The organism is Jiangella anatolica (assembly GCF_003236295.1).
GTDB classification, from domain to species: Bacteria; Actinomycetota; Actinomycetes; order Jiangellales; family Jiangellaceae; genus Jiangella; species Jiangella anatolica.
Window position 1 is genome coordinate 89521 of sequence record NZ_POTW01000002.1, and the last position, 20834, is coordinate 110354.

At 73.2% G+C, this 20834-nt stretch carries 22 protein-coding genes; 9 read left to right on the plus strand and 13 right to left on the minus strand.

Annotated elements, in window-relative coordinates:
• Window positions 1–2 precede the first annotated feature (2 nt).
• Both C1I92_RS01300 and aat read right to left on the minus strand, forming a co-directional pair.
• Window positions 3–866 carry an Fpg/Nei family DNA glycosylase gene (locus C1I92_RS01300; protein WP_111252847.1) on the minus strand — a complete coding sequence of 288 codons (864 nt, stop codon included), beginning with the start codon at window positions 864–866 and terminating at the stop codon, window positions 3–5.
• Window positions 867–870: 4 nt separating this feature from the next.
• Window positions 871–1584, minus strand: a complete 714-nt coding sequence (aat, locus tag C1I92_RS01305) for a leucyl/phenylalanyl-tRNA--protein transferase (protein WP_111252848.1) — start codon at window positions 1582–1584, stop codon at window positions 871–873.
• Window positions 1585–1658: 74 nt separating this feature from the next.
• Between aat and C1I92_RS01310 the strand changes: the two genes are divergently transcribed.
• Window positions 1659–2351, plus strand: a complete 693-nt coding sequence (locus C1I92_RS01310) for an EcsC family protein (RefSeq protein ID WP_111252849.1) — start codon at window positions 1659–1661, stop codon at window positions 2349–2351.
• Between the two features lies 1 nt (window position 2352).
• Here C1I92_RS01310 and C1I92_RS01315 read toward each other — a convergent pair whose 3' ends face one another.
• Window positions 2353–2931 (minus strand): hypothetical protein, encoded by a 579-nt coding sequence (locus C1I92_RS01315; protein ID WP_111252850.1) that lies wholly within the window; start codon window positions 2929–2931, stop codon window positions 2353–2355.
• Between the two features lie 18 nt (window positions 2932–2949).
• Window positions 2950–3741: an Fpg/Nei family DNA glycosylase gene (locus tag C1I92_RS01320; protein ID WP_111252851.1), complete on the minus strand. Its 792-nt coding sequence runs from the start codon at window positions 3739–3741 to the stop codon at window positions 2950–2952.
• Window positions 3742–3821: 80 nt separating this feature from the next.
• Between C1I92_RS01320 and C1I92_RS01325 the strand changes: the two genes are divergently transcribed.
• The 3 genes from C1I92_RS01325 to C1I92_RS01335 all read left to right on the plus strand — a co-directional run bounded on the left by C1I92_RS01325 (window position 3822) and on the right by C1I92_RS01335 (window position 5958).
• The gene (locus C1I92_RS01325) at window positions 3822–4145 is read left to right on the plus strand and encodes a hypothetical protein (RefSeq protein WP_111252852.1); all 324 of its coding nucleotides are present in this window, start codon (window positions 3822–3824) and stop codon (window positions 4143–4145) included.
• Between the two features lie 38 nt (window positions 4146–4183).
• Window positions 4184–5209, plus strand: coding sequence for a helix-turn-helix domain-containing protein (locus C1I92_RS01330; RefSeq protein WP_199520847.1), 1026 nt, complete (start codon window positions 4184–4186; stop codon window positions 5207–5209).
• Window positions 5210–5361: 152 nt separating this feature from the next.
• Window positions 5362–5958 carry a hypothetical protein gene (locus C1I92_RS01335; RefSeq protein ID WP_199520848.1) on the plus strand — a complete coding sequence of 199 codons (597 nt, stop codon included), beginning with the start codon at window positions 5362–5364 and terminating at the stop codon, window positions 5956–5958.
• On the opposite strand, the gene C1I92_RS01340 is transcribed toward C1I92_RS01335, so the two are convergent.
• From C1I92_RS01340 to C1I92_RS01355, 4 genes are all read right to left on the minus strand, one after another.
• Window positions 5955–6422: a methylated-DNA--[protein]-cysteine S-methyltransferase gene (locus C1I92_RS01340; protein ID WP_111252853.1), complete on the minus strand. Its 468-nt coding sequence runs from the start codon at window positions 6420–6422 to the stop codon at window positions 5955–5957. The genes C1I92_RS01335 and C1I92_RS01340 overlap by 4 nt on opposite strands.
• A gap of 11 nt (window positions 6423–6433) precedes the next feature.
• A complete protein-coding gene (locus C1I92_RS01345) occupies window positions 6434–7873 on the minus strand; it encodes a DNA-3-methyladenine glycosylase 2 family protein (protein ID WP_111252854.1) in 1440 nt (479 codons plus the stop codon).
• Between the two features lie 350 nt (window positions 7874–8223).
• The gene (locus C1I92_RS01350; RefSeq protein ID WP_111252855.1) at window positions 8224–9753 is read right to left on the minus strand and encodes a helix-turn-helix domain-containing protein; all 1530 of its coding nucleotides are present in this window, start codon (window positions 9751–9753) and stop codon (window positions 8224–8226) included.
• Window positions 9754–9944: 191 nt separating this feature from the next.
• Window positions 9945–10985 (minus strand): serine hydrolase domain-containing protein, encoded by a 1041-nt coding sequence (locus tag C1I92_RS01355; RefSeq protein WP_111252856.1) that lies wholly within the window; start codon window positions 10983–10985, stop codon window positions 9945–9947.
• 187 nt (window positions 10986–11172) lie between these two features.
• Here C1I92_RS01355 and C1I92_RS01360 point away from each other — a divergent pair, with 187 nt between their 5' ends.
• Genes C1I92_RS01360 through C1I92_RS01370 form a run of 3 tightly spaced genes read left to right on the plus strand, consistent with a single transcriptional unit; the run spans window position 11173 to window position 13571 of the window.
• The gene (locus C1I92_RS01360; protein ID WP_111252857.1) at window positions 11173–11793 is read left to right on the plus strand and encodes a cyclodeaminase/cyclohydrolase family protein; all 621 of its coding nucleotides are present in this window, start codon (window positions 11173–11175) and stop codon (window positions 11791–11793) included.
• Window positions 11790–12617, plus strand: a complete 828-nt coding sequence (locus tag C1I92_RS01365; protein ID WP_111252858.1) for a bifunctional 5,10-methylenetetrahydrofolate dehydrogenase/5,10-methenyltetrahydrofolate cyclohydrolase — start codon at window positions 11790–11792, stop codon at window positions 12615–12617. The genes C1I92_RS01360 and C1I92_RS01365 overlap by 4 nt, the downstream gene beginning before the upstream one ends.
• A gap of 30 nt (window positions 12618–12647) precedes the next feature.
• A complete protein-coding gene (locus C1I92_RS01370; protein ID WP_111252859.1) occupies window positions 12648–13571 on the plus strand; it encodes a bifunctional helix-turn-helix transcriptional regulator/GNAT family N-acetyltransferase in 924 nt (307 codons plus the stop codon).
• Window positions 13572–13574: 3 nt separating this feature from the next.
• Here C1I92_RS01370 and C1I92_RS01375 read toward each other — a convergent pair whose 3' ends face one another.
• On the minus strand, window positions 13575–14243 hold the full coding sequence (locus C1I92_RS01375; RefSeq protein ID WP_111252860.1) for a response regulator: 669 nt from the start codon (window positions 14241–14243) through the stop codon (window positions 13575–13577).
• Window positions 14240–15340 carry a sensor histidine kinase gene (locus C1I92_RS01380; RefSeq protein WP_146604972.1) on the minus strand — a complete coding sequence of 367 codons (1101 nt, stop codon included), beginning with the start codon at window positions 15338–15340 and terminating at the stop codon, window positions 14240–14242. Before C1I92_RS01380 ends, C1I92_RS01375 begins: the two co-directional genes overlap by 4 nt.
• Before the next feature lie 132 nt (window positions 15341–15472).
• Here C1I92_RS01380 and C1I92_RS01385 point away from each other — a divergent pair, with 132 nt between their 5' ends.
• Complete coding sequence (locus C1I92_RS01385; RefSeq protein WP_111252862.1) at window positions 15473–16747, plus strand: alpha/beta fold hydrolase; 1275 nt, start codon at window positions 15473–15475, stop codon at window positions 16745–16747.
• On the opposite strand, the gene C1I92_RS01390 is transcribed toward C1I92_RS01385, so the two are convergent.
• The 3 genes from C1I92_RS01390 to pdhA are packed head-to-tail and all read right to left on the minus strand — an operon-like array spanning window position 16744 to window position 20070.
• Complete coding sequence (locus tag C1I92_RS01390) at window positions 16744–17997, minus strand: dihydrolipoamide acetyltransferase family protein (RefSeq protein ID WP_199520849.1); 1254 nt, start codon at window positions 17995–17997, stop codon at window positions 16744–16746. The genes C1I92_RS01385 and C1I92_RS01390 overlap by 4 nt on opposite strands.
• Window positions 17998–18008: 11 nt before the next feature.
• Window positions 18009–19016 carry an alpha-ketoacid dehydrogenase subunit beta gene (locus C1I92_RS01395; RefSeq protein ID WP_111252863.1) on the minus strand — a complete coding sequence of 336 codons (1008 nt, stop codon included), beginning with the start codon at window positions 19014–19016 and terminating at the stop codon, window positions 18009–18011.
• A gap of 1 nt (window position 19017) precedes the next feature.
• Window positions 19018–20070 carry a pyruvate dehydrogenase (acetyl-transferring) E1 component subunit alpha gene (gene pdhA, locus C1I92_RS01400; RefSeq protein ID WP_199520850.1) on the minus strand — a complete coding sequence of 351 codons (1053 nt, stop codon included), beginning with the start codon at window positions 20068–20070 and terminating at the stop codon, window positions 19018–19020.
• An 88-nt stretch (window positions 20071–20158) separates the two neighbouring features.
• On the opposite strand from pdhA, the gene C1I92_RS01405 reads away from it, so the two are divergent.
• On the plus strand, window positions 20159–20782 hold the full coding sequence (locus tag C1I92_RS01405; RefSeq protein ID WP_199520851.1) for a TetR/AcrR family transcriptional regulator: 624 nt from the start codon (window positions 20159–20161) through the stop codon (window positions 20780–20782).
• Window positions 20783–20834 lie beyond the last annotated feature (52 nt).

Genomic DNA, 20834 nt, shown 5'->3' on the forward strand with positions numbered 1-20834 from the left:
ACCTACTTGAGCAGCTTGGACATGCGCCGGTCGGCGAGGATCTTGCCGCCGGTCTGGCAGGTGGCGCAGTACTGCAGCGAGGAGTCGGCGAACGACACCTCGCGCACGACGTCCCCGCAGACCGGGCACGTCTCGCCGGTCCGGCCGTGCACCCGCATGTTGGTGCGCTTGCTGTCCTTGAGGTCCTTCGCCGCCAGCCCCGCGGCCCGCTTCAGCGCCGTCGCCAGCTCGTCGACGATGACGGCGTGCAGGCCGGCCACGCCGTCGGCGTCGAGCGTCGACGAGGGCTGGAACGGCGACAGCTTGGCCGCGTGCAGCACCTCGTCGGAGTAGGCGTTGCCGATGCCGGCGATGACCGCCTGGTCGCGCAGCACGCCCTTGATCTGCGCCCGGCCGGCGTCAGTGAGGATCTGCTGCAGCCGCTCGACGGTGAACTCGTCGGACAGCGGGTCGACGCCGAGCCGGGCGATGCCGGGCACGTCGGCGGGGTCGCGGACGACGTAGACCGCGAGCCGCTTGCGGGTGCCGGCCTCGGTGAGGTCGAAGCCGGACTCGTCGTTCAGGTGCACCCGCAGCGCCAGCGGGCCGCTGCCCGGCTTCGGCGGCTTCGGCGACAGCGCGTCGCTCCAGCGCAGCCAGCCGGCCCGGGCCAGATGGATGACGAGGTGGACGCCGTCGCAGTCGAGGTCGACGAACTTGCCGTGCCGGCCGACGCCGGTGACGGTGAGCCCGCCGAGCGCGGTGAGGGGCGGGTCGAACGTCTTCAGCACGCTGATCGCGGCGACGTCGACACGGGCGACGACCTTGCCCACGGCCTTCTCCCGCAGGAAGGCCGCGAGCGCTTCGACCTCGGGCAGCTCGGGCATGCCCTCATTTTGCCTTGTGAGCGGCGTGTCCGGCGAACGCCGGCGGCAGTGGCAGCTCCAGTGCGCGGCGCAGCCGGCTCAGGTACTCCGGCCGGGGGATCTCGACGACGCCGAGGCTGGCCAGGTGCCGGGTGCCCCACTGCACGTCGAGCAGCCGGCCGACCGGGTGCTCGGCGCGCAGCATCTCGACCAGCGCGACGAGCGCGACCTTGGACGCGTCGCGGCCCCACCGCTGCCGGGCGTGGAACATCGACTCGCCGGCGAACAGCCCGCCGATCGCGACGCCGTACAGCCCGCCGGCCAGCCGTCCGTCCGGCGTCCACGCCTCGATCGAGTGCGCCCAGCCCAGCCGATGCAGCCGCTCGTAGGCGCGCCGGATGTCGGTGCTGATCCAGGCGCCGGGCCGGGACGGGTCGGCGCACGCGTCGATGACGTCGGCGAACGCCGAGTCGACCCGGATCTCGAACCTGCGCGTCGACTGCCGCAGCGACCGCGACACCTTCAGCCCGCCGAGCGGCAGCACGCCGCGCGGGTTGGGCGACCACCATGCCAGGTCCGTGGCCCGGCCGAGCAACTGGTCGATCGGCATCGGGAACAGCCCGTTGCGGTACGCGGCCAGCAGCGTCCCCGGCTCGAGGTCGGCGCCGAACGCGACGAGGTCGTCGTCGCCGGACGTGCTCGGCAGCTCCCATCGGGTCGGGGGTGGCTCGACCGGCACGTGGCCTCCCTCTAGGTGTTGGGCTCCTCCGTCAGGGTAATCCGCTGGGCCTGCTCCGCACGTACAGTGGAGGCATGGGTGTGCGACGGACCATCGGTACGTGGGCGGGCACGACGGCGGCGCGCCGGGCCGCGCCGCTGGTGGCCGCCCGCGGCGCCAACCAGTTCATGGCCAAGGCCATCGAGGGCTTCCCCGGCTTCCCGGGCGCCCGCGAGGTGGCGCGCCGTCATCTCGACAAGCGCGGCGACGTCGACCGCGCCCTCCGTGACCTCATCGAGCAGCACGTCCGGCTGGCCGGCGTGCAGGGCTTCGTCACGAACATCGGCGGCATCGTCACCATGCCGGTGACCATCCCGGCCAACATCGCCGGGATCGCCGTCCTGCACCTGCGCATGGCCGCGGCCATCGCCCATCTGCGCGGCTACGACCTCGCCGACCCGCGGGTCCGCACGGCCGCGCTCGTGACGCTGCTCGGCCGCGACGGCGTCGAGGAGGCGCTGCGCGGCCGCGACCTGCCGGGCCGTCCGTTCGACATCGCGACGGGACTGAACGAGCCCGACCCGGCGGTCGTCGAGCGCGCCGTCGCCGCCGTCACGTCCCAGCTGGTGGCGCGTATCGGCGGCAAGCACGCGACGCTGGCGATCGTGCGCCGGGTGCCGCTGGTCGGCGGCGCCGTCAGCGCCGGCATCGACGCGTTCTCGACCTACGCGATCGGCAAGTTCGCCGACCGCGAGTTCCCCTCCAACGTCACCGTCGAGCGGGTCTGACCTAGCCGGACTCGACGATCTCCACCTCGCACTCGGGTGGGGTGACGGGCTCGGCCTCGCCCATCGGCGCGGTGCACAGCGAGATGGCGAACGGCCGGACCACGGTCAGCGACTCGCCGCCGGATTCGTAGGTCACCCGGAACCCCCTCGCCGTGCCGGCGTCGGGGGCGGAGTAGGCGACCTCGATGCCCAGGTTGAAGGCCGTGCCGCCCTCGCCGGTCCGGTCGTCCGGGCAGACGCCGTCGACGACCATCGGGCCGTCCGCCGGATACCCGCCGGCCGCCAGGCGCTCGGTCGGTTCGGCCAGGTAGTTCCGGCTGTCGCCCTGGTTGGGCGGCTGGACGGAGAAGTCGAGCACCTCGAACCCGCCGGCGGGCTCGATCGGCGCGACGTCCGTGATCACCGCCGACCCGGGCTCGTCCAGGCAGAGCGTCATCTCCTCGAACGCGTACGGCTGGCCGGGCCGGGTGTCGAAGATGCCCCGGGCGGAGCCGGCGTCCCACTCCGACAGCCGCGGCGGTTCGTCGGCGCAGGCGGCGACCAGCATCAGGACGGCGGCGATCGCCGCGAGTCGCTTCACGGGCGTACATTGACACAATCATGCCGGTTTCGGCTGGCAGCGCGGGCACCAGAACGTGACCCGGTCCTGCGGCGCGGCGCCGATCGAGCCGGTGCGGATCGGCGTGCCGCAGCGCCAGCACGGACGGCGGGTGCGGCGGTAGACCCAGTGCTGCCGCCCCGGACGCGGGTCGCCGGTGGTGACCTGGCGGCCGGTCTCGATGCCCAGGTGCAGCAGCCGGTGCGCCTCGTCGACCAGCCCGGTCAGGTCCGGCACGGCGGTGACCGGCGCGTACGGGGACACGTCGGCGATGAAGCACAGCTCGGCCATGTACACGTTGCCGATCCCGGCCAGCACCCGCTGGTCCAGCAGCGCCTCGCCGATCGGCCGCGACGGGTCGCGGGTGAGCCGCTCGACGGCGGCCGGCGCCGACCAGTCGGCGCCGAGGAGGTCCGGGCCCAGGTGTCCGACGACGGTGTCCTCGTCGCTCGTCCGGACCAGCTCCACGACGGGCAGCCGGTAGCCGACCGCCTCCGCCCGGGCCGTCGCCAGTACGACCCGGATCTGGAACGCCGGACCGCCACGCCACGGCTGACCGGCCGCGAACACCCGCCAGGCGCCGTCCATCCGCAGGTGCGTGTGCAGCGTCAGCCCGCCGTCGACGCGGGTGAGCAGGTGCTTGCCGCGCGACACCGACTCGACCACCGTCCGCCCGGACAGGTCGGTCGTCGCCAGTCGCGGCACCCGGAAGTCGGTGCGCACCAGCAGGTCGCCGGCCAGCGCGTCGTGCAGGCGCCGGGTGGCCAGCCAGACGGTGTCGCCTTCGGGCATGCCTCACCTTCGCACAACGCCGCCGAAACACTCTCGTCAACCACCTCCGGGCTGGCTACGATGCTGGTCAGGAGCCCACGATGGAATCGCCGTTCCACGATCTCGGCCGGGCACTGCGCCGACGCTGGCCCGGTAACAGGGCCACGCCCTGCGCAGTCGCCGATCCGTTCGCGACGCTGACCGTGCAGTTGCGCCTCACGCGCGTCGTCGGCGAGATCCGGCGGCTGGAGTGCGACCAGGGCCGCTGGGCCCGCGCCCACCACCTCGCCGCGGCCACCCGCGCCTACGACGACCTGCTGCTCGACGCCGCGCGGCTGGCCGGGCTGCCGGTGCCGGACGCGCAACCGGCGATCCGGCGGGTGATGATCGAGAGCGCGCTGCGCCACGACGGCTGGAGCTGGTGAGTGTTCGGTGTTCGGTATTGACCGAACACCGAACACCTGTGACCATCGAATCCATGGACGCCGTGGAATTGGTGGTCGATGCGTTCGCGCAGTTGGGCATCGACGCCAGGCCGGATGACGCCGATCGCGGTGTCGACCTGTTGCTCGATCCCGACGGCATCGCGATCGCGGTCGAGGTCGAACGCCGCTCGCTGGTGACCGAGGACGTGGCCAGGCAGTTCCTCGCGATGACCCGACCAGCCGGGTCCGTTCTCCTGGTCGTCTCCGACCGCGTCACCGGAGCGGCTGGTGACCTCCTCACCTCGAATCGTTGCGGTTATCTCGATCTCCGCGGACGCCTGGCACTTCGCGCGGGCGGACTCGTGATCGACGCTCGGGTCGAGCCGGTCAAGGGACGTGCGGAGCGTTCCGGGGCGCTCAGCGGGAGTGCAGGGCTCGAGGTCGCGACGGCGCTATTGATGCGGCCAGAGCGACCGGTCGCGGTGCGGGAGCTGGCGCGGGAGCTGGGGCGCTCACCCAGCACCGTGTCGGAGATCCTGGCCGCGCTCCGGCGGGACGGGCTGACCGACGCTGTGAACGCCGTGGACGGCACCGACCTGTTCTGGCGCGTTGCGGATCGTTGGCCAGCCCGGCGCACGTTCCTCGGGAGCCTGCCGGCGATCAACGATGCCCGCCGGTTCGATCCGCTTCGACTCGGTCTCCACGAGGTCGGGCGCGAGCCGGGATGGGCGCTGACCGACTCGGCCGCGGCCGCCGCCTACGGCGCGCCATTGGCCTTCCGGTCCGGCCAGGTCCTCGACTTCTTCGTGCCCGGGCAGTCGATCATCCGGCGAGCGACGACACTGCTGGGGGCCGTGGCGTCCGCGGCGCAGGCGCGCCTGACCGTGCGACGCGCGCCCGTGTCAGCAGTCGTCCGACAGCGGATCGACGTCGAGAGCAACCCCACCGAGTGGCCGCTCGCGCACCCCCTGTTCGTCGCATTGGATCTGGCCCAGGACGTTGGCCGGGGACGCGAGATCCTCGATTCGTGGACGCCCGGTGAACGCTGGACCCGTGTCTGGTAGCCGTGTCACTTTCGTCGGGGACGCCATGGCATCAGTGGTGCAGGGGGTCGCCGAGGTCGGCCGGCTCATCGGCCGGCCGCCGGTCATCGTGGGCGGACTGGCCGTGCTGTCACGGCTGTCCAGCCCGTATCGCGCCACAGTGCCTGGACGTCGTGGACCGGCTACTCGGTGAGGTGCCGCAACTGGAGGTGCTCCGTGCGGCGGATGGGGCCGAACCGGTGGAGCCGTCCGCGGTCCTCCTACCTACGGCCTTCGGCCCGGTCAAGGTCGATGTGCTCGAGGTCAGGCAGGTGGAGATCGACCGGCCCAGTGACGATCCCGGCGACCGTCTGCATGCCACGGCGCATGCGTGGGCTAACGACACGGCGACCGATCTGACGATCGAGGCGCTCAGCGCGAGCGGATCGCACGTCGAGGTGACCACGCCGATGGCGGAGCCCGGTCCGCTGATCGCAATGAAGCTGCAGGCGGTGATGAACCGCTCCGCCGAGAAGCAGGGCACCGACCTCCTCGACATCGTCCGCCTCGCGTTCGACGCGGCCACCGGGCCGGTCGCGCTGGCGCAGCTCGGAGAGGTCGACGCCGTTATCGCGCATGACATCGCCCTCCACGTCGAGCTCTGGTTCGTGGAACGGCGACAGCAGTCGCTGCGGCGGATTCTTGCCGCCGGCGGAGCCGACGTCGCCGCCGACGATCTCGACCTCGTGGCGGAGTTGCTGGCCGACGCCGCGCACCGCGAGGACGGCTAGGACGCCTCGAGGTCGAGCAGGGCCCGCTTGCGCTCCAGCCCCCAGGCGTACCCCGTCAGCACGCCGGAGGTGCCGATGACGCGGTGGCAGGGGACGACGACGGAGATGGGGTTGCGGCCGTTCGCGGCGCCCACCGCGCGCGACGCCGTCGGCCGGCCGAGTTGCTCGGCGATCTCGCGGTAGCTGCGGGTCTCGCCGTACGGGATCGCCAGCAGCGCGTCCCACACCTGCCGCTGGAACGGCGTCCCGACGGGACTCAGCGGCAGCGAGAACCGCCGCAGCTCGCCGGCGAAGTACGCGGCCAGCTGCTCGCGGACCAGCGCGAACGACGTGTCGTCCTCGATCCAGCCAGGCCCGTCGAGCGCGGCGGGGCGCTCCATGTAGAGGCCGGTCAGCGCCGTGCCGTCGCCCGTCGCCCAGAACGTGCCGAGCGGGCTGTCGATGGTGGTCCAGTACAGGGACATGACTCTGCCTTTCAGAGGGTCGACCAGACGCGCAGCAGCGCGTACGAACGCCACGGCCGCCAGTTCTCGGCCAGCTCGGCCACCGCCCGCGGCTCGGACGGCAGCCCGAGCGCGGCCAGCGCGTGCTTGACGCCGAGGTCGGTCGGGAGGAACACGTCGGGGTCGGCGAGCGCGCGCATCCGCACGTACGCCGCCGTCCAAGGGCCGATGCCGGGCACGTCCAGCAGCCGCCGCTCCGCCTCGTCGCGGTCGACGCCGGTGTCGAGGCACAGGGTTCCGTCGGCGAGCCGGCTGGTCAGCTCGTGCAGCGTGCGCTGCCGGCTGCGCGGCATCGGGAACGTCGAGGGATCGACGGAGGCCAGCACGGACGCCGTCGGGAACGCGTGCGTGACGGCGCCCACCGGCGCGTCCAGCGGCTTGCCGTGCTCGGCGACCAGGCGTCCGGCGACGGTGCGCGCCGCCAGGACGGAGATCTGCTGGCCCAGGACCCCGCGGACCGCGAGCTCGTCGCCGTCGACGGTCCCCGGCACCCGGACGCCGGGACGGGCCGCCACCAGCGGGCCCAGCGCCGCATCGTCGCCGAGCAGGTCGTCCACCGCCTGCGGGTCGGCGTCGAGGTCGAGCACCCGACGGCACCGGGCGACGGCCGCCGTCAGGTCGCGCGGGTCGGCCAGCCGCAGCGTCGCCTGCACCCAGCCGTCGCGCGGCGTCAGCTCCGCGACACCGGTGCCGTGCGGCAGCGTGAGGCTGCGCCGGTACGTGTCGCCGTCGACCTCCTCGATGCCGGGAACGGCCCGCAGCGCCAGGAAGTCCAGCACGCCGCGCAGGTCCGCGGGCTGCCGGTAGGCCAGCCGCAGGTCGATCGTGCCGGCGGTCGTCGCCCGGCCGCGGCGGCGCGCCTTGCCGCGCAGCTCGGACGGTGTCAGCGCGTAGACCTCGCGGATCGTGTCGTTGAACTGGCGGATGCTGGCGAACCCGGCCGCGAACGCGATCTCGGTGACCGGCAGCTCCGTCGTCTCCAGCAGCGTCCGCGCCGAGTGCGCCCGCTGCGACCTGGCCAGCCGCAGCGGGCCGGCGCCGACCTCCTCGACCAGCGTCCGGTGCACCTGCCGCTCGCTGTAGCCGAGCCGGCCGGCCAGACCGGCGACGCCGTCGCGGTCGACGACGCCGTCAGCGATCAGGCGCATGGCCCGGCCGACCATGTCGGCGCGGACATTCCACTCCGCCGAGCCCGGCGTCGCGTCCGGACGGCAGCGTCGGCAGGCCCGGAAGCCGGCCGTGTTCGCCTCGGCCGCGGTGCGGTAGAAGCGCACGTTCTGCCGCTTCGGCGTCATGGCCGGGCAGCTGGGACGGCAGTAGATGCCGGTCGACGTGACGCCGATGTAGAAGACGCCGTCGAACCGGGCGTCCCGGCCCTGAACTGCGCGGTAGCACGCTTCTTCGTCCAACATGCCTACAGTCTCGCCCGCCGCCGGCATCGTTACTAGCGGGAATCGGACGGGACCGTGCGGCCGGGGCCAGGGGCGTGACGGCGCCCTGGCCCCGCGCGGCGCCGCGCCGAGGATGTGCGACCAGCCAGGCGAACGAGTCCTCGACTTCGATGGCTCCGGCCGGCGCACCTTGCCGTTCCGAGGTGCACAGTCCAGGCGGGCCAGATGTGGGTGAGTCCCGCCCTGGGCCTGTCGAGCCACCGTGCAGGCCGCGTCCTCACCCATCCCCCGTGGATGGGGTGAGGCAGCACGCACGTGGGGGTAGGTATGCCCGCTCCCCGGGCTGTGACACCCGAATCGGAAGAATTTCCCTAAATGTCGCGGAACGCCTCGATGCGGGCGCCGAGGACGGACAGCCGCGCGGCCAGGTCCTCGTAGCCGCGGTTGATCACGTACACGTTGCGCAGCACGGACGTGCCCTTCGCGGCCATCATCGCCAGCAGCACGACGACGGCCGGCCGCAGCGCCGGCGGGCAGATGATCTCCGTGCCGGACCACCGCGTCGGCCCCTCGACCAGCACGCGGTGCGGGTCCAGCAGCGTCACGTTGCCGCCGAGCTTCGTCAGCTCGGTCAGGTAGATCGCGCGGTTCTCGTACACCCAGTCGTGGATCATCGTCTGGCCGTTCGCGGTGGCCGCGATCAGCGCGAAGAACGGCAGGTTGTCGATGTTCAGGCCGGGGAACGGCATCGGGTGGATCTTGTCGTGCGGCGCCTGCAGCTGCGACGGCCGCACCGTGAGGTCGACCAGCCGGGTCTCGCCGTTCGCCGCGACGTACTCGCCGCTGCGGTCGTAGTCGAGGCCCATCTCCTCCAGCAGCGTGAGCTCGATCTCGAGGAACTCGATCGGCGCCCGCCGGATCGTGATCTCCGACCCGGTGACGATCGCGGCGGCCAGCAGGCTCATCGCCTCGATCGGGTCCTCCGACGGCGCGTAGTCGACGTCGACGTCGATGTCGGGCACGCCGTGCACCGTCAGCGTCGTCGTGCCGACGCCGTCGATGCGCACGCCCAGCCGGGTCAGGAAGAAGCAGAGATCCTGGACCATGTAGTTGGAGCTGGCGTTGCGGATCACCGTCACGCCGTCGTTGCGGGCGGCCGCCATCAGCGCGTTCTCGGTGACGGTGTCGCCGCGCTCGATCAGCACGATCGGCCGGTCGGGCGACATCGAGCGGTCGACCTCGACGTGGTAGTAGCCGCCGGTCGCCTTCAGTTCCAGGCCGAACGGGCGCAGCGCGGCGTTGTGCGGCTCGACGGTGCGGGTGCCGAGGTTGCAGCCGCCGGCGTACGGGAGCTTGAAGCGGACCTCGCGGTGCAGCAGCGGGCCGAGGAACATGATCACGCTGCGGGTGCGCCGGGCCGCCTCGACGTCCATGCTGTCCAGGTCCAGCCGCTCCGGCGGCGTGATCTCCAGGTCGCGCCCCTCGCCCAGCCAGCGGGTGCCGATGCCGATGCTCTCCAGCACCTCGATGATCCGGTTGACCTCCTCGATGCGCGCGATGCCGCGCAGCGTGGTCTTCCCCTTGTTCAGCAGGCTGGCGCACAGCAGCGCGACGCTGGCGTTCTTGCTGGACCGCACCGCGATCTCGCCGGACAGCCGCTGGCCGCCGCTGACCCGCAGATGCACCGGACCCTGCGGCGCCAGCGACACGATCTGCTTGTCCAGCGCCTCGCCGATCCGGGCGATCATCTCGAGGCTGAGGTTCTGCTGCCCGTGCTCGATCCGGTGGATCGCGCTCTGGCTGCTGCCGAGCGCGTCGGCGAGCTGGCTCTGCGTCCAGCCGCGGTGCTGGCGGGAGTCGCGGATCAGCCGGCCGATCTGGCCCCGGTAGTCGTCTGCCACGAGCGGAACGATATCTCAGCCATGAGTTAACGGCCGCCACATTCGTCACATTGGTACTCACATGTTGCGACGTGAGCGAGCTCTCATTCGCGTCATGAGGTCAGGCGCAGCGTTCGCAGCCGCCGCGGAGCCTAGCCGAGTCCGCGGGCGCCGTCGTCCCGAGTGCACACGAATCAGACGTTCGGACGGGGTCAGAGGTCGAACGCGTAGCGGCAGAACGCCTTGCGCACGTCGAGGATCGGATGGCTGTCGCGCGTGTAGTGGAGCTTGTTCGTCAGCAGCACGGCCCAGCGCCGCCGCCGGACCGACACCCACATCGCGGTCCCGGTGAACCCGAAGTGCGCCCACACATCGCGCCCGCCCACGCCGTCGGGCGTCGGCGCGGGATGCCAGAACAGCCCGCGCGCCGGATGCAGCGCGCCGGTCTGCACCTTCAGCGACTCCTTGATCCAGGCCGGCCCGAAGCCGGGTCGTCGCGGCGCCTGGTCCGGCGCGAGCAGGTAGCGCAGGAACGCGCCGAGGTCCGCGACGACGGAGAACACACCGGCGCTGCCGCAGACGCCGAGCAGCCGGGCGGAGTAGTCGTGCGGCGTCCCGCGCAGGTGCCGCCCGGTGTCCTCGTCGAGCTCGGTCGGCGCGCACCGCGCGACGTCGGCGCCGTCGACGGGCCCGAACCGGGTCGACGTCATGTGCAGCGCGTCCCAGGCGCAGGCCCGGCTCAGCTCGTCCAGCCGCAGCCCGGTGAGCCGCTCGGCGACGAGGCCGAGGATCAGCGCCGCCCGGTCGGTGTACTCGACCACCTGGCCCGGCCGGTGGGCGAGCCGTTCGTGCAGGATCCCGCGCTCGACGGCGCTGCGGTCGGTGCCGTAGAGCGCCTTGAGGTTGGCCCGCGCCGGCACGCCGGCGGTGTGCGTGAGCAGGTGCTGGGCGGTGACGCTCGCGAGGTCGTGGCCGTCGAGGTCGGGCAGGTAGTCGACGAGCGGACGGTCGAGGTTGAGCGTGCCGTCCTCCCAGAGCGTGCCGATGCCGGCCCAGACCGTGACGATCTTGGTGAGGCTGGCGAGGTCGAAGAGCGTGTCCGAGCGCATCGGGTCGTCCGGCGTGGACGGGTCGAGCAGCCCGCGGGCGCCCTGGTCGCGGATGCCGTCGGGATCGCCGACGGCCCACACCGCGCCGGGAAAGACCGCCGTGTCCACGGCGCGCGTCAGCAACTGGTCGATGGCTTTCGTCATCGTCGCCGCCTATTCGATTGTGGTGGCGCCCGGGGTCGCGCCACTGTCTTCATGATCGGGCGGAACCGGTCTGTTCCGGGATACTCGTCTCATCTGGTGAACACGGTGAGACGGCACCTGGGGTGCGTCCTGCGGCGCCGCACGGGAGACTGGGTGCGGCGATCGTCAGCCGAACCGAGGAGATCCCGTGCGCGACGAGACCATCGGCGCCTTCCTGGACAGCCTGGCCGCCCGGGTGCCGGCCCCCGGCGGCGGCGCCGTCGCGGCCCTGCACGCCGCCCAGTCGGCCGCGCTGCTGGGCATGGTGGCCCGCTACAGCACCGGCCCCAAGTACGAGGAGCACGCCGACGTCGTCGAGCGGGTGCTGGTGAAGGCCGACGCGCTGCGCACCGACGCGCTGGAGCTGGCCGAGGACGACGCCGAGGCGTTCTTCGCCGTCACCGAGACCTACCAGCTGCCGCAGGACACCGACGAGGAGAAGGCGGCCCGCTCCGACGCGATCGCGACGGCGCTGGCGGCCGCCGCCGAGCCGCCGGCCGCGGTCATCATCGCCGCGACGCACCTGGTCGCGATGGCCGAGGAGCTGCTGCCGGTCGGCAACCCGAACGTCGCCACCGACATCGCGGCCGCCGCCGAGGCCGCCCGCGCCGCCGCCACGACGGCCCGGCTGAACGTCGAGATCAACCTCGCCGGCGTCACCGACCAGGCGGTCCGCGACCGGCTGACCGCGACGACCGGCGAGGTGGACGACCTCGCGACCCGGGCCGACCAGGTCACCGCCGCGGTGCGCCGGCAGGTCGGCGCGTGACGGCGCGCGAGCTCGCCGGCAAGGAGCTCGCCGCCCGGATCCGGGCCGACGTCGCCCAGCGGGCCGCCGCCCGGCGTGCGGAGGGACGGCCGGCCCGGCTGGTCATCGTCACCGCGACCGACGACGAGGCCAGCGCCTGGTACGTCCGCTCGATCGCGTCGGCCGCCGCGAAGACCGGCATCGACTGCGACGTCGACGACCTCGGCCCGGCGGCCACCGCGGCCGGCATCGCCGACCGGCTCATGGCGCTGAGCGGCGACGCGAGCGTCGACGGCGTCATGCTGCAGACGCCTCTGCCGCCCGGCGTCGCGCTCGCCGACGTGTCCGGCGCGATCGACCCGGCCAAGGACGTCGACGGCGCCAACCCGCTGTCGCTGGGGCGGCTCGCCGCCGGCCTGCCCGCATACGCGCCGGCCACCGCGGCCGCCGTCGTCGCGCTGCTGGACGAGCACGACCTCGAGGCGGCCGGCGCCCGTGCGGTGATCGTGGGCCGGTCCGCCGTCGTCGGCAAGCCGCTGGCGCACCTGCTGCTGGACCGCGACGCGACGGTGACGGTGTGCCACTCGCGCACCCGCGACCTCGCCGCCGTCACCTCGACGGCGGACGTGCTGGTCGCCGCCGTCGGCCGGACGCACCTGATCACGCCGGCGCACGTCCGTCCCGGAGTCGTCGTCGTCGACGTCGGCACGAACCCGACACCCGACGGCGGGCTGGCCGGCGACGTCGACCCGGCGGTCGCCGGCGTCGCGGGCGCACTGACCCCCGTGCCCGGCGGCGTCGGGCCGGTGACGACGGCGCTGCTGCTCCAGCATGTACTTGACTGAGTCAACGGATTCCTTGATACAGTCAACGGCATGACCGAGGTGCAGCGCGACCAGACGGCCGCAGTCCGGCAGTTCAACCGCTTCTACACGCGCGTCATGGGCTTCCTCGACCAGGAGCTGCTGCGGTCGGGCTACTCGCTCACAGAGGGGCGCATCATCTTCGAGCTGGGCCAGCGCGACGTCACCGAGGTCGGCGAGCTGCGCGAGACTCTCGGCATCGACGCCGCCCAGCTCAGCCGCACGCTGGCCCGGTTCGAGGCAGCCGGCCTGATCGAGCGCACGAAGTCCGCCGCCGACGGCCGCAAGCTGTTGGCCGCGCTCACCGAGGCCGGCCGCGCTGCCTGCGACGACCTGCAGAGCCGGTCCGAGCGGCAGGCCCAGCAGCTGCTCGCGGCGCTGCCCGAGGCCGACCGCGCCCGGCTGGTGGCCGACCTCGACTCCGTCCGCCGGCTGCTGGGCGAGTCGACGCGGCCGCACACGGTCGTCGTCCGCACGCTGCGCCCCGGCGACCTGGGCTGGGTGGTGCAGCGCAACGCCATCCTCTACACCCAGGAGTACGGCTGGGACCGCAGCTACGAGGCGCTGGTCGCACGCATCGTCGCCGACTACGCCGAGAACTTCGACCCGTCCGGCGAGAACGCCTGGGTCGCCGAGCTCGACGGACGGCCCGTCGGCGCGGTGTTCTGCGTGCGCAAGGACGAGACGACGGCGCAGCTGCGGCTGCTGCTCGTCGACCCCGAGGCTCGCGGCGCCGGCATCGGCACCCGGCTGGTCGCCGAGTGCGTCGAGTTCGCCCGGTCGGCCGGCTACACGTCGATCGTGCTGTGGACCAACGACGTGCTCGCGGCCGCCCGGCGCATCTACCAGAAGGCCGGCTTCGAGCTGGTCGAGGAGAACCGGCACCACAGCTTCGGCCACGACCTCGTCGGCCAGATCTGGCGGCTCCGGCTCTGAGCATCACGGCCGCTTCGGCGTGACCAGCCCGTGGTCGAACGCGAAGACGGCGGCGTGGACGCGGTCGCGCAGTCCGAGCTTGTCCAGCACGCGGGTCACGTGCGTCTTCACCGTCGCGGCGCCGATGTGCAGACGGTCGGCGATCTCCGCGTTCGACAGGCCGCGGCCGAGCAGCAGCAGCACGTCATGCTCCCGCTCGGTGAGCTGGGCCAGCCGGCGGGCGGTCGCCGGATCGGGCGGGACCGGCGCGGAGCGGGCGAACTCCGCGAGCAGGCGGCGGGTGACGGACGGGCCGAGCAGCGCCTCGCCGGCGGCGACGGTCCGGATGCCGTCGATGAGCGTCTCGGGTGGGCTGCGCTTGAGCAGGAACCCGGCGGCGCCCGCGCGGATGGCGGCGAACACGTACTCGTCCAGCTCGAACGTGGTGAGGACCAGCACGCGCGGCGCGCCGGGCCCGGCCGCGGCGATCGCCCGGGTGGCGGCCACGCCGTCCTGTACCGGCATCCGGATGTCCATCAGCACGACGTCGGGGGTCGCGGTGGTGGCCAGCCGGACGGCCTCACGTCCGTCGGATGCCTCGCCGACGACGACGAGGTCCGGCTGGGTCTGCAGCATCATCCGCAGCCCCGCCCGCATCAGCTCCTCGTCGTCGGCGAGCAGCACCCGGATCACGGCGCCTCCTCCATCGGCAGGGTGGCGGCGACCCGCCAGCCGCCCCCATCGGCCGGGCCGGCGTCGAGGCTGCCGCCGAGCCCGGCGACCCGCTCCTTCATGCCGGCCAGGCCGCGGCCGCTGTCGGGCCACCGGGTGGTCGTTCCGGCGCCGTCGTCGGTGATCGAGACGGTGAGGTCGCCGCCGGTGACGGTCACGGCCACGACCGCGTGGGCCGGCCCGGCGTGGCGGACGACGTTGGTCAGCGACTCCTGGACCACCCGGCCGACCGTCTGCGCCGTCCGCGGCGGGAGCCGGCGCAGCACGTCGGCCGGCGGGAGCCGGAGCTCCGCCGTGACGCTGCCGGGCAGCCCGGCCACGAGGGCCCGCAGCGCCGCCTCGACGTCGTAGGAGTCGGTGAGCAGCCCCAGGATCCGGTCCAGGTCGCTCATCGCGCCGCGGCCGACGTCCTCGATCCGGGCCAGCGCCTCCTGCACCGGTGGCGCTCCCTCGCCGAGGACCAGCCGGGCCGCGCCGGCGTGCGTGACCATCACCGTCACCGCGTGCCCGACCGCGTCGTGCAGCTCCGCGGCCACCCGGGCCCGCTCGGCCGCGACGGCGCGCTCGTTCTCACGGACGCGCATCGCGTCGGCGGCCTCCTGCCGGGTCCGGCCGGCCCAGCCGACCAGCCAGGCGACCGCGTGGACGGCGCCGGCCAGCACGACGGCGTCCGTGTCGCCGGCCAATGCCACCAGCGTCGCCACGACCGGCAGCGCGGCGAGCTCGGCCGCACGCCGGGGCGGCCGGGTCCGGGCCACCAGCGTGACCGCGAGCGCCGTCGCCAGCGAGACGTTCGTGACCTCCGCGCCGGACGCCACCGCGGCGACCGTCGCGGCTGCCGCCGCCCAGAGCGCCGACGCCGGCGCGAACCGCCGCCCCGCGATCGCCGCGAACCACACCACCGCGCAGACCCGCTCGACCGCCGAGCCGCTGAGCACCGACGCCGTGTGGTCCGACGGGCCGATGGCGATCACCGCGGACAGGTAGGCGACGACGACGTCGAGCGCGACCCACACCGGGCCGCGCTCCACACGTCGATCCGGCCACCAGCGCCTCACGAGGGACAGGCTACGGCCGCGCCGTGTCGCCCACGTCCCCCTCGGGGGTGACACCGGGTCCACCCGCGAGCGGACGAACTCGGCGCGCGCCGGCGGACGCGCGGGCCGGCCCGGCGCGCACACGATCGCACCATGACACAGCAGCTCAGCCCGGATGTCACCCCGACAACCACGACCCACCGCGCGCGCCGCGTGCTCGGCCACGCCGGCCGCGCCCTGCTGGTCCTGCTCGGTGTGCTCGTCGCGCCCGTCGCCGGCGCCGCCGCGCTGTGGGTGGCGGCGAACCTCACCGACGAGCTCGCCCTGATCGCCGCCGCCGGCCTCGTCATTCTGACGGCGACCTGCGCGCTGCTGGTGTACGCCGGCGTGCGGCGGCGCATGCTCACCGCGGTCGGCACGGCCGTAGTGGTCGTCGCGACCGTCGCGCTCGCCTCGGTCACCGTCCTGCTGCCCATGGACGAAGCGCCGCCCAGCCCACGGTCGCAGCCGACCGGCTACTGGACGCTGCCGACCGGGTCGCGGCTGGCCTACACCCAGGTGCCGGCCGAGGGAGAGCCGCGCCCGACGCCGGTCATCATGCTGCACGGCGGGCCGGGAACGCCCGGCGACGGCCCCGACGCGGTGGACCGGCTGCTCGCGGCGCAGGGCTACGACGTCTACCTCTACGACCAGCTCGGCTCCGGCCGCTCGGACCGGCTCGACGACCCCACCGGCTACACCGTCGCCCGGCAGGTCGCCGATCTCGAGGCGGTCCGCGACACGATCGGCGCCGACCGCGTCGTGCTCATGGGCGCCTCCTGGGGCGCGACGCTGGCCGCCGAGTACACAGCCGCGCATCCCGAGCACGTCGCCGGCCTCGTCCTCACCTCGCCCGGCGTGCTGTGGGCGCCGGCCTGGGCGGACCGCGAGGAGGGCGACATCTGGGACCGGCTCACCCCGGAGCAGGAGCGGCGGATCGACGAGCTGGAGGCGAGCCCGCGACTGCTGGCCTGGTCGTTGCTGCTGGAGACGAACCCGCGGGCCGCGCACGCCCTGGTCGGCGACGCCGAGATCGACGCCGTCTTCGCCGAGCTGCTGGCGATCGCGGCGCCGGCGGCGAGCTGCCACCCGGACCGGCCGCTGGAGGAGATCCCGCAGTCCGTGCCCGGCTTCTACGCCAACCAGCTCACCACGGCCGACCAGCTGACCGTGCCCGACCCGCGGCCCGCGCTGCGCGACGTGCGGGTGCCGGCGATCGTGCTGCGCGGCGACTGCGACTACAAGGACCCGGGCATCGCGCGCGAGTACGAGGAGGTGCTGCCCGGCGCGACGCTCGTGACGGTGCCCGGCGCCGGTCACCTGATCGACGCCGAGCAGCCCGACACCTACCGTCGCGCCGTGCTGGAGTTCCTCGACGGTATCGGCTAGGCGATCGCCAGCCAGGGGTCCTCGAGCACGGTGGCCAGGTCGCGGACGAACTCCGCGGCCTGGGCGCCGTCGATGACCCGGTGGTCCGACGACAGCGTCATCGTCATCTTCTGCACGACCGCCAGCTCGCCGTCCTTCACCCCGGCCTCGGACCGCACCGCGCCGACCGCAAGGATCGCCGCCTCCGGCGGGTTGATCACGGCGGTGAAGTGGTCGATGCCGTACATGCCGAGGTTGCTGACGGTGAACGTGCCGCCGGTCATCTCGTCCAGGCCGAGCTTGCGGTCGCGGGCCTTGCCGGCCAGCGCCCGGGTCTCGGCGGAGATGCTGGTCAGGCTCTTCGTGTCCGCGTCGCGGATCACCGGCACGACGAGCCCGGTCTCCGTCGCCACCGCGATGCCGACGTGGACGCGCCCGTGCCGCACGATCGCCTCGGGCGTGAACGACGAGTTCACCACCGGGTGGTCGCGCAGCACGACGGCGACGGCGCGCACGATGATGTCGTTGACGCTGACCTTCTTCTTGTCCGCCGCGACGAGCCGCTCGTTCAGCTGCGCCCGCAGCTGCGACAGCGGGCCGGCGTCGATCGTCTTCGTCACGTAGAAGTGCGGCGACGACTGCATGCTCTCGGTCAGCCGGCGGGCGATCGTCTTGCGGATCGAGCTGAGCGGGATCAGCTCGTCGGTCTCCGCCACCTCGGGCGCGACGGCGGCAGCGGCGGGCTGCGCCGGGGTGCTCACGGGGGCCGCCGGAGCCGCGGACGCCGCCTTGGCGACGTCGGCCCGGATGATCCGCCCGCCGGGGCCGGAGCCGGCCACCGTCGCCAGGTCGATGCCCTGCTCGCGGGCGTCGCGCCGGGCCAGCGGCGAGGACAGGATGCGGCCGCCGTCCGGCCGGGTGACCGGCGCCGGGGCCGGAGCCGCGGCGGGTGCGGGCGCCGCCGGGGCGGGCTCGGCCTTCGCCGGCTCGGCGACGGGAGCGGGCGCGGCGGGGGCAGCGGCCGGTGTGGGCTCGCCGGCGACGGCGAGCCGGGCGATCGGCGCGCCGATCGGCGCCGTGTCGCCCTCCTTCACCAGGATCTCGGCCAGGACGCCGTCCTCGTAGGCCTCGTGCTCCATGACGGCCTTGTCGGTCTCGATCTCGACCAGTACGTCGCCGGGGTGGATCTCGTCGCCGACCTGCTTGCGCCAGGCGGCGACGACGCCCTCCTCCATCGTGTCGGAGAGCCGGGGCATCAGGATGTCGGTCATCGCGGGTCTCCTCAGTGCGCGCCGACGGACCGGCGGCCGACGGCGTCGAGGGTCTGGTGTACGACCGTGACGACGTCGTTCGCCGACGGCAGCGCGGCCAGCTCCAGCGGCTTGGCGTAGGGCAGCGGCACCTCGGCCATCGCCACCCGCCGCACCGGCGCGTCGAGGTAGTCGAACGCGCCGTCGGAGATCGACGCGGCGACCTCGGCGCCGATGCCGTACGTCAGCCAGTCGTCCTCGAGCACCACGGCGCAGGACGTCTTCTTCACCGACTCGATGATCGTCGGCCGGTCCAGCGGGCGCAGGCTGCGCAGGTCGACCACCTCGGCCGAGATGCCCTCGTCCGCCGCCAGCTTCTCCGCGACCTGCAGCGCGACGTGCGCCATGCGCGAGTACGCGACCAGCGTGATGTCGGTGCCCTCGCGGGTCACCGCCGCACGCCCGATCTCGGCCGGCTCGTCGCCGTCGGGCACCTCGCCCTTCGTGTTGTAGAGCGCGAGGTTCTCCAGGAACAGCACCGGGTCGTTGTCGCGGATGGACGCGATCAGCAGCGCCTTCGCGTCGGCCGGCGACGACGGCGCCACGACCTTGAGGCCGGGCGTGAACGCGTAGAACAGCTCGACGTTCTGCGAGTGCGTCGCCGCGAGCTGCTGGCCGCCGCCACCGGGCGTGCGGATCACCATCGGCACCGAGCGCTGGCCGCCGAACATGCCGTAGATCTTCGCGGCGTGGTTGACGATCTGGTCCAGCGCGAGCAGCGAGAAGTTGATCGTCATGATCTCGACGACCGGGCGCAGGCCGAGCATCGCCGCGCCGACGGCCGCGCCGGTGAAGCCCTCCTCGGCGATCGGGGTGTCGCGCACGCGCTTCGGCCCGAACTCGTCGAGCAGGCCGGCGGTGATCTTGTACGACCCCTCGAACCGGCCGATCTCCTCGCCCATCAGGAAGACGTCCGGGTCGCGGAGCATCTCGGCGCGCAGCGTGTCGTGCAGCGCCTGGCGGTAACTCATGACGGCCATGTCAAGCTCCTACCGGGAACAGCGGGTCTGCGGGGAGGCGGCGCGAGTCGTTCGGCACCGGCGACGCGTACGTGTAGTCGAACAGCGAGGACACCTCGGGCGCCGGGCTCTTCTCGGCGAACTCGACGGCGGCCTTGACGATGCGGTGGACGTCGGCGTCGATCTCGGCCAGGCCCTCGGCCGTGGCGGCGCCGTCGGCGACGAGCCGGTCGTGCAGCCCGGCGACGGGGTCCTGGGCGCGGACCTCGTCGACCTCCTCCTTGCTGCGGTACGCGGCGGGGTCGACGACGGAGTGCCCGCGCAGCCGGCCGCTCACGGTCTCGAGCAGGTACGGCCGCTGCTCCTCGCGGGCCCGCTCGACGGCGACCTTCGCGGCGTCGCGGACGGCGATGACGTCGTTGCCGTCGACCCGCGCGGACTCCATGCGATACGACGACGCGCGCTTGTACAGCTCCGGCTCGGCCGACGACATCTCGACCGTCGTGCCCATGCCCAGGCGGTTGTTGACGACGACGAACACGATCGGCAGGTCCCAGAGCGTCGCGATGTTCAGCGTCTCGTGGAACGCGCCGATGTTCGTCGTGCCGTCGCCCATCTGGCACATGACGACCTCGTCGCCGTCGCGGTACGAGACCGCGAGCGCGGCGCCGGCCGCCAGCGGCAGCTGCCCGCCGACGATCCCGTAGCCGCCGAGCTGGCGCACGTCGGTGTCGAACAGGTGCATCGAGCCGCCCCAGCCCTTGCTGACGCCGTCCTGCCGGCCGTACAGCTCGGCCATGACGCGGCCCGGGTCCATGCCGCGGATCAGCGCGTAGCCGTGATCGCGGTAGTTGGTGAAGAGGTAGTCGCGCTCCTCGATCGCGGCCATCAGGCCGACGACGGTGGCCTCTTCGCCGAGGTTGAGGTGGCAGTAGCCGCCGATCTTCGCCTCGGTGTACGCCTGCGCGGTGCGTTCCTCGAACCGGCGCACCAGGAGCATCTGCCGGTAGTAGCCGAGCAGTTCCTCGGCGTTCTTCGCCGAGCGCGCCGGGCGCTTGCGACTGGTGGTCGCCACTTCGTTCCCGCCCTTCGTTGTCACGGGCAAACAATGAAACGTTAGCGTTTCATTGCATCCAAGCGTACCTCCGCGCGAGGATGACGATGTGACTGCACGGGCGGCGAAGGCGGCGCCACGTGGCCGGCCGCGCGACGCCGACCGCGCGGCCCGGCGCGACGCGCTGCTCGAGACCGCGATGCGGCTGTTCCTCGCCCACGGCTACGGCGGCACGACCATCGAGGTCATCGCGGCCGAGGCCAGGGTGGCCAAGCGCACCGTGTACACGACCGTCGGCGACAAGGCCGACCTGTTCGTGGCCGTCGTCCGCCGGCTCGGCGACCGGGTCGTGAACGCCGTCGACGCCGGCGACCCGGTCACCGACCTGCACGCGTTCGGCGTCCGGCTGGTCCGGCTGATGCTGTCCGACGAGGCGATCGGGCTGCACCGGCTGGTCACCGGCGAGGCGGCGAAGTTCCCCGACCTCGCCGCCCGGCACTACGCGAACGGGCCGCGCCGCTACATCGGCGTGCTGTCCGGCCTGCTCGCGACGCTGCCGCCGGACCGGCTCGCCGTCCGCTGCGACGACTCCGACCGGCTGGCCGAGCAGCTGTTCACGCTGCTGATGGGCGAACCGCACCGGCGGCGGATGTTCGGCCTGGACCCGGCGCCGACGGCGGCGCAGGCCGGCGCGCACGTCGCCCGGACGCTGGAGCTGATCCTCGCGCCGTGACGGCGGATGTCTGATCTGGCAAGAGATGCCCCTTCTGAGTAGCTTGCCTGCC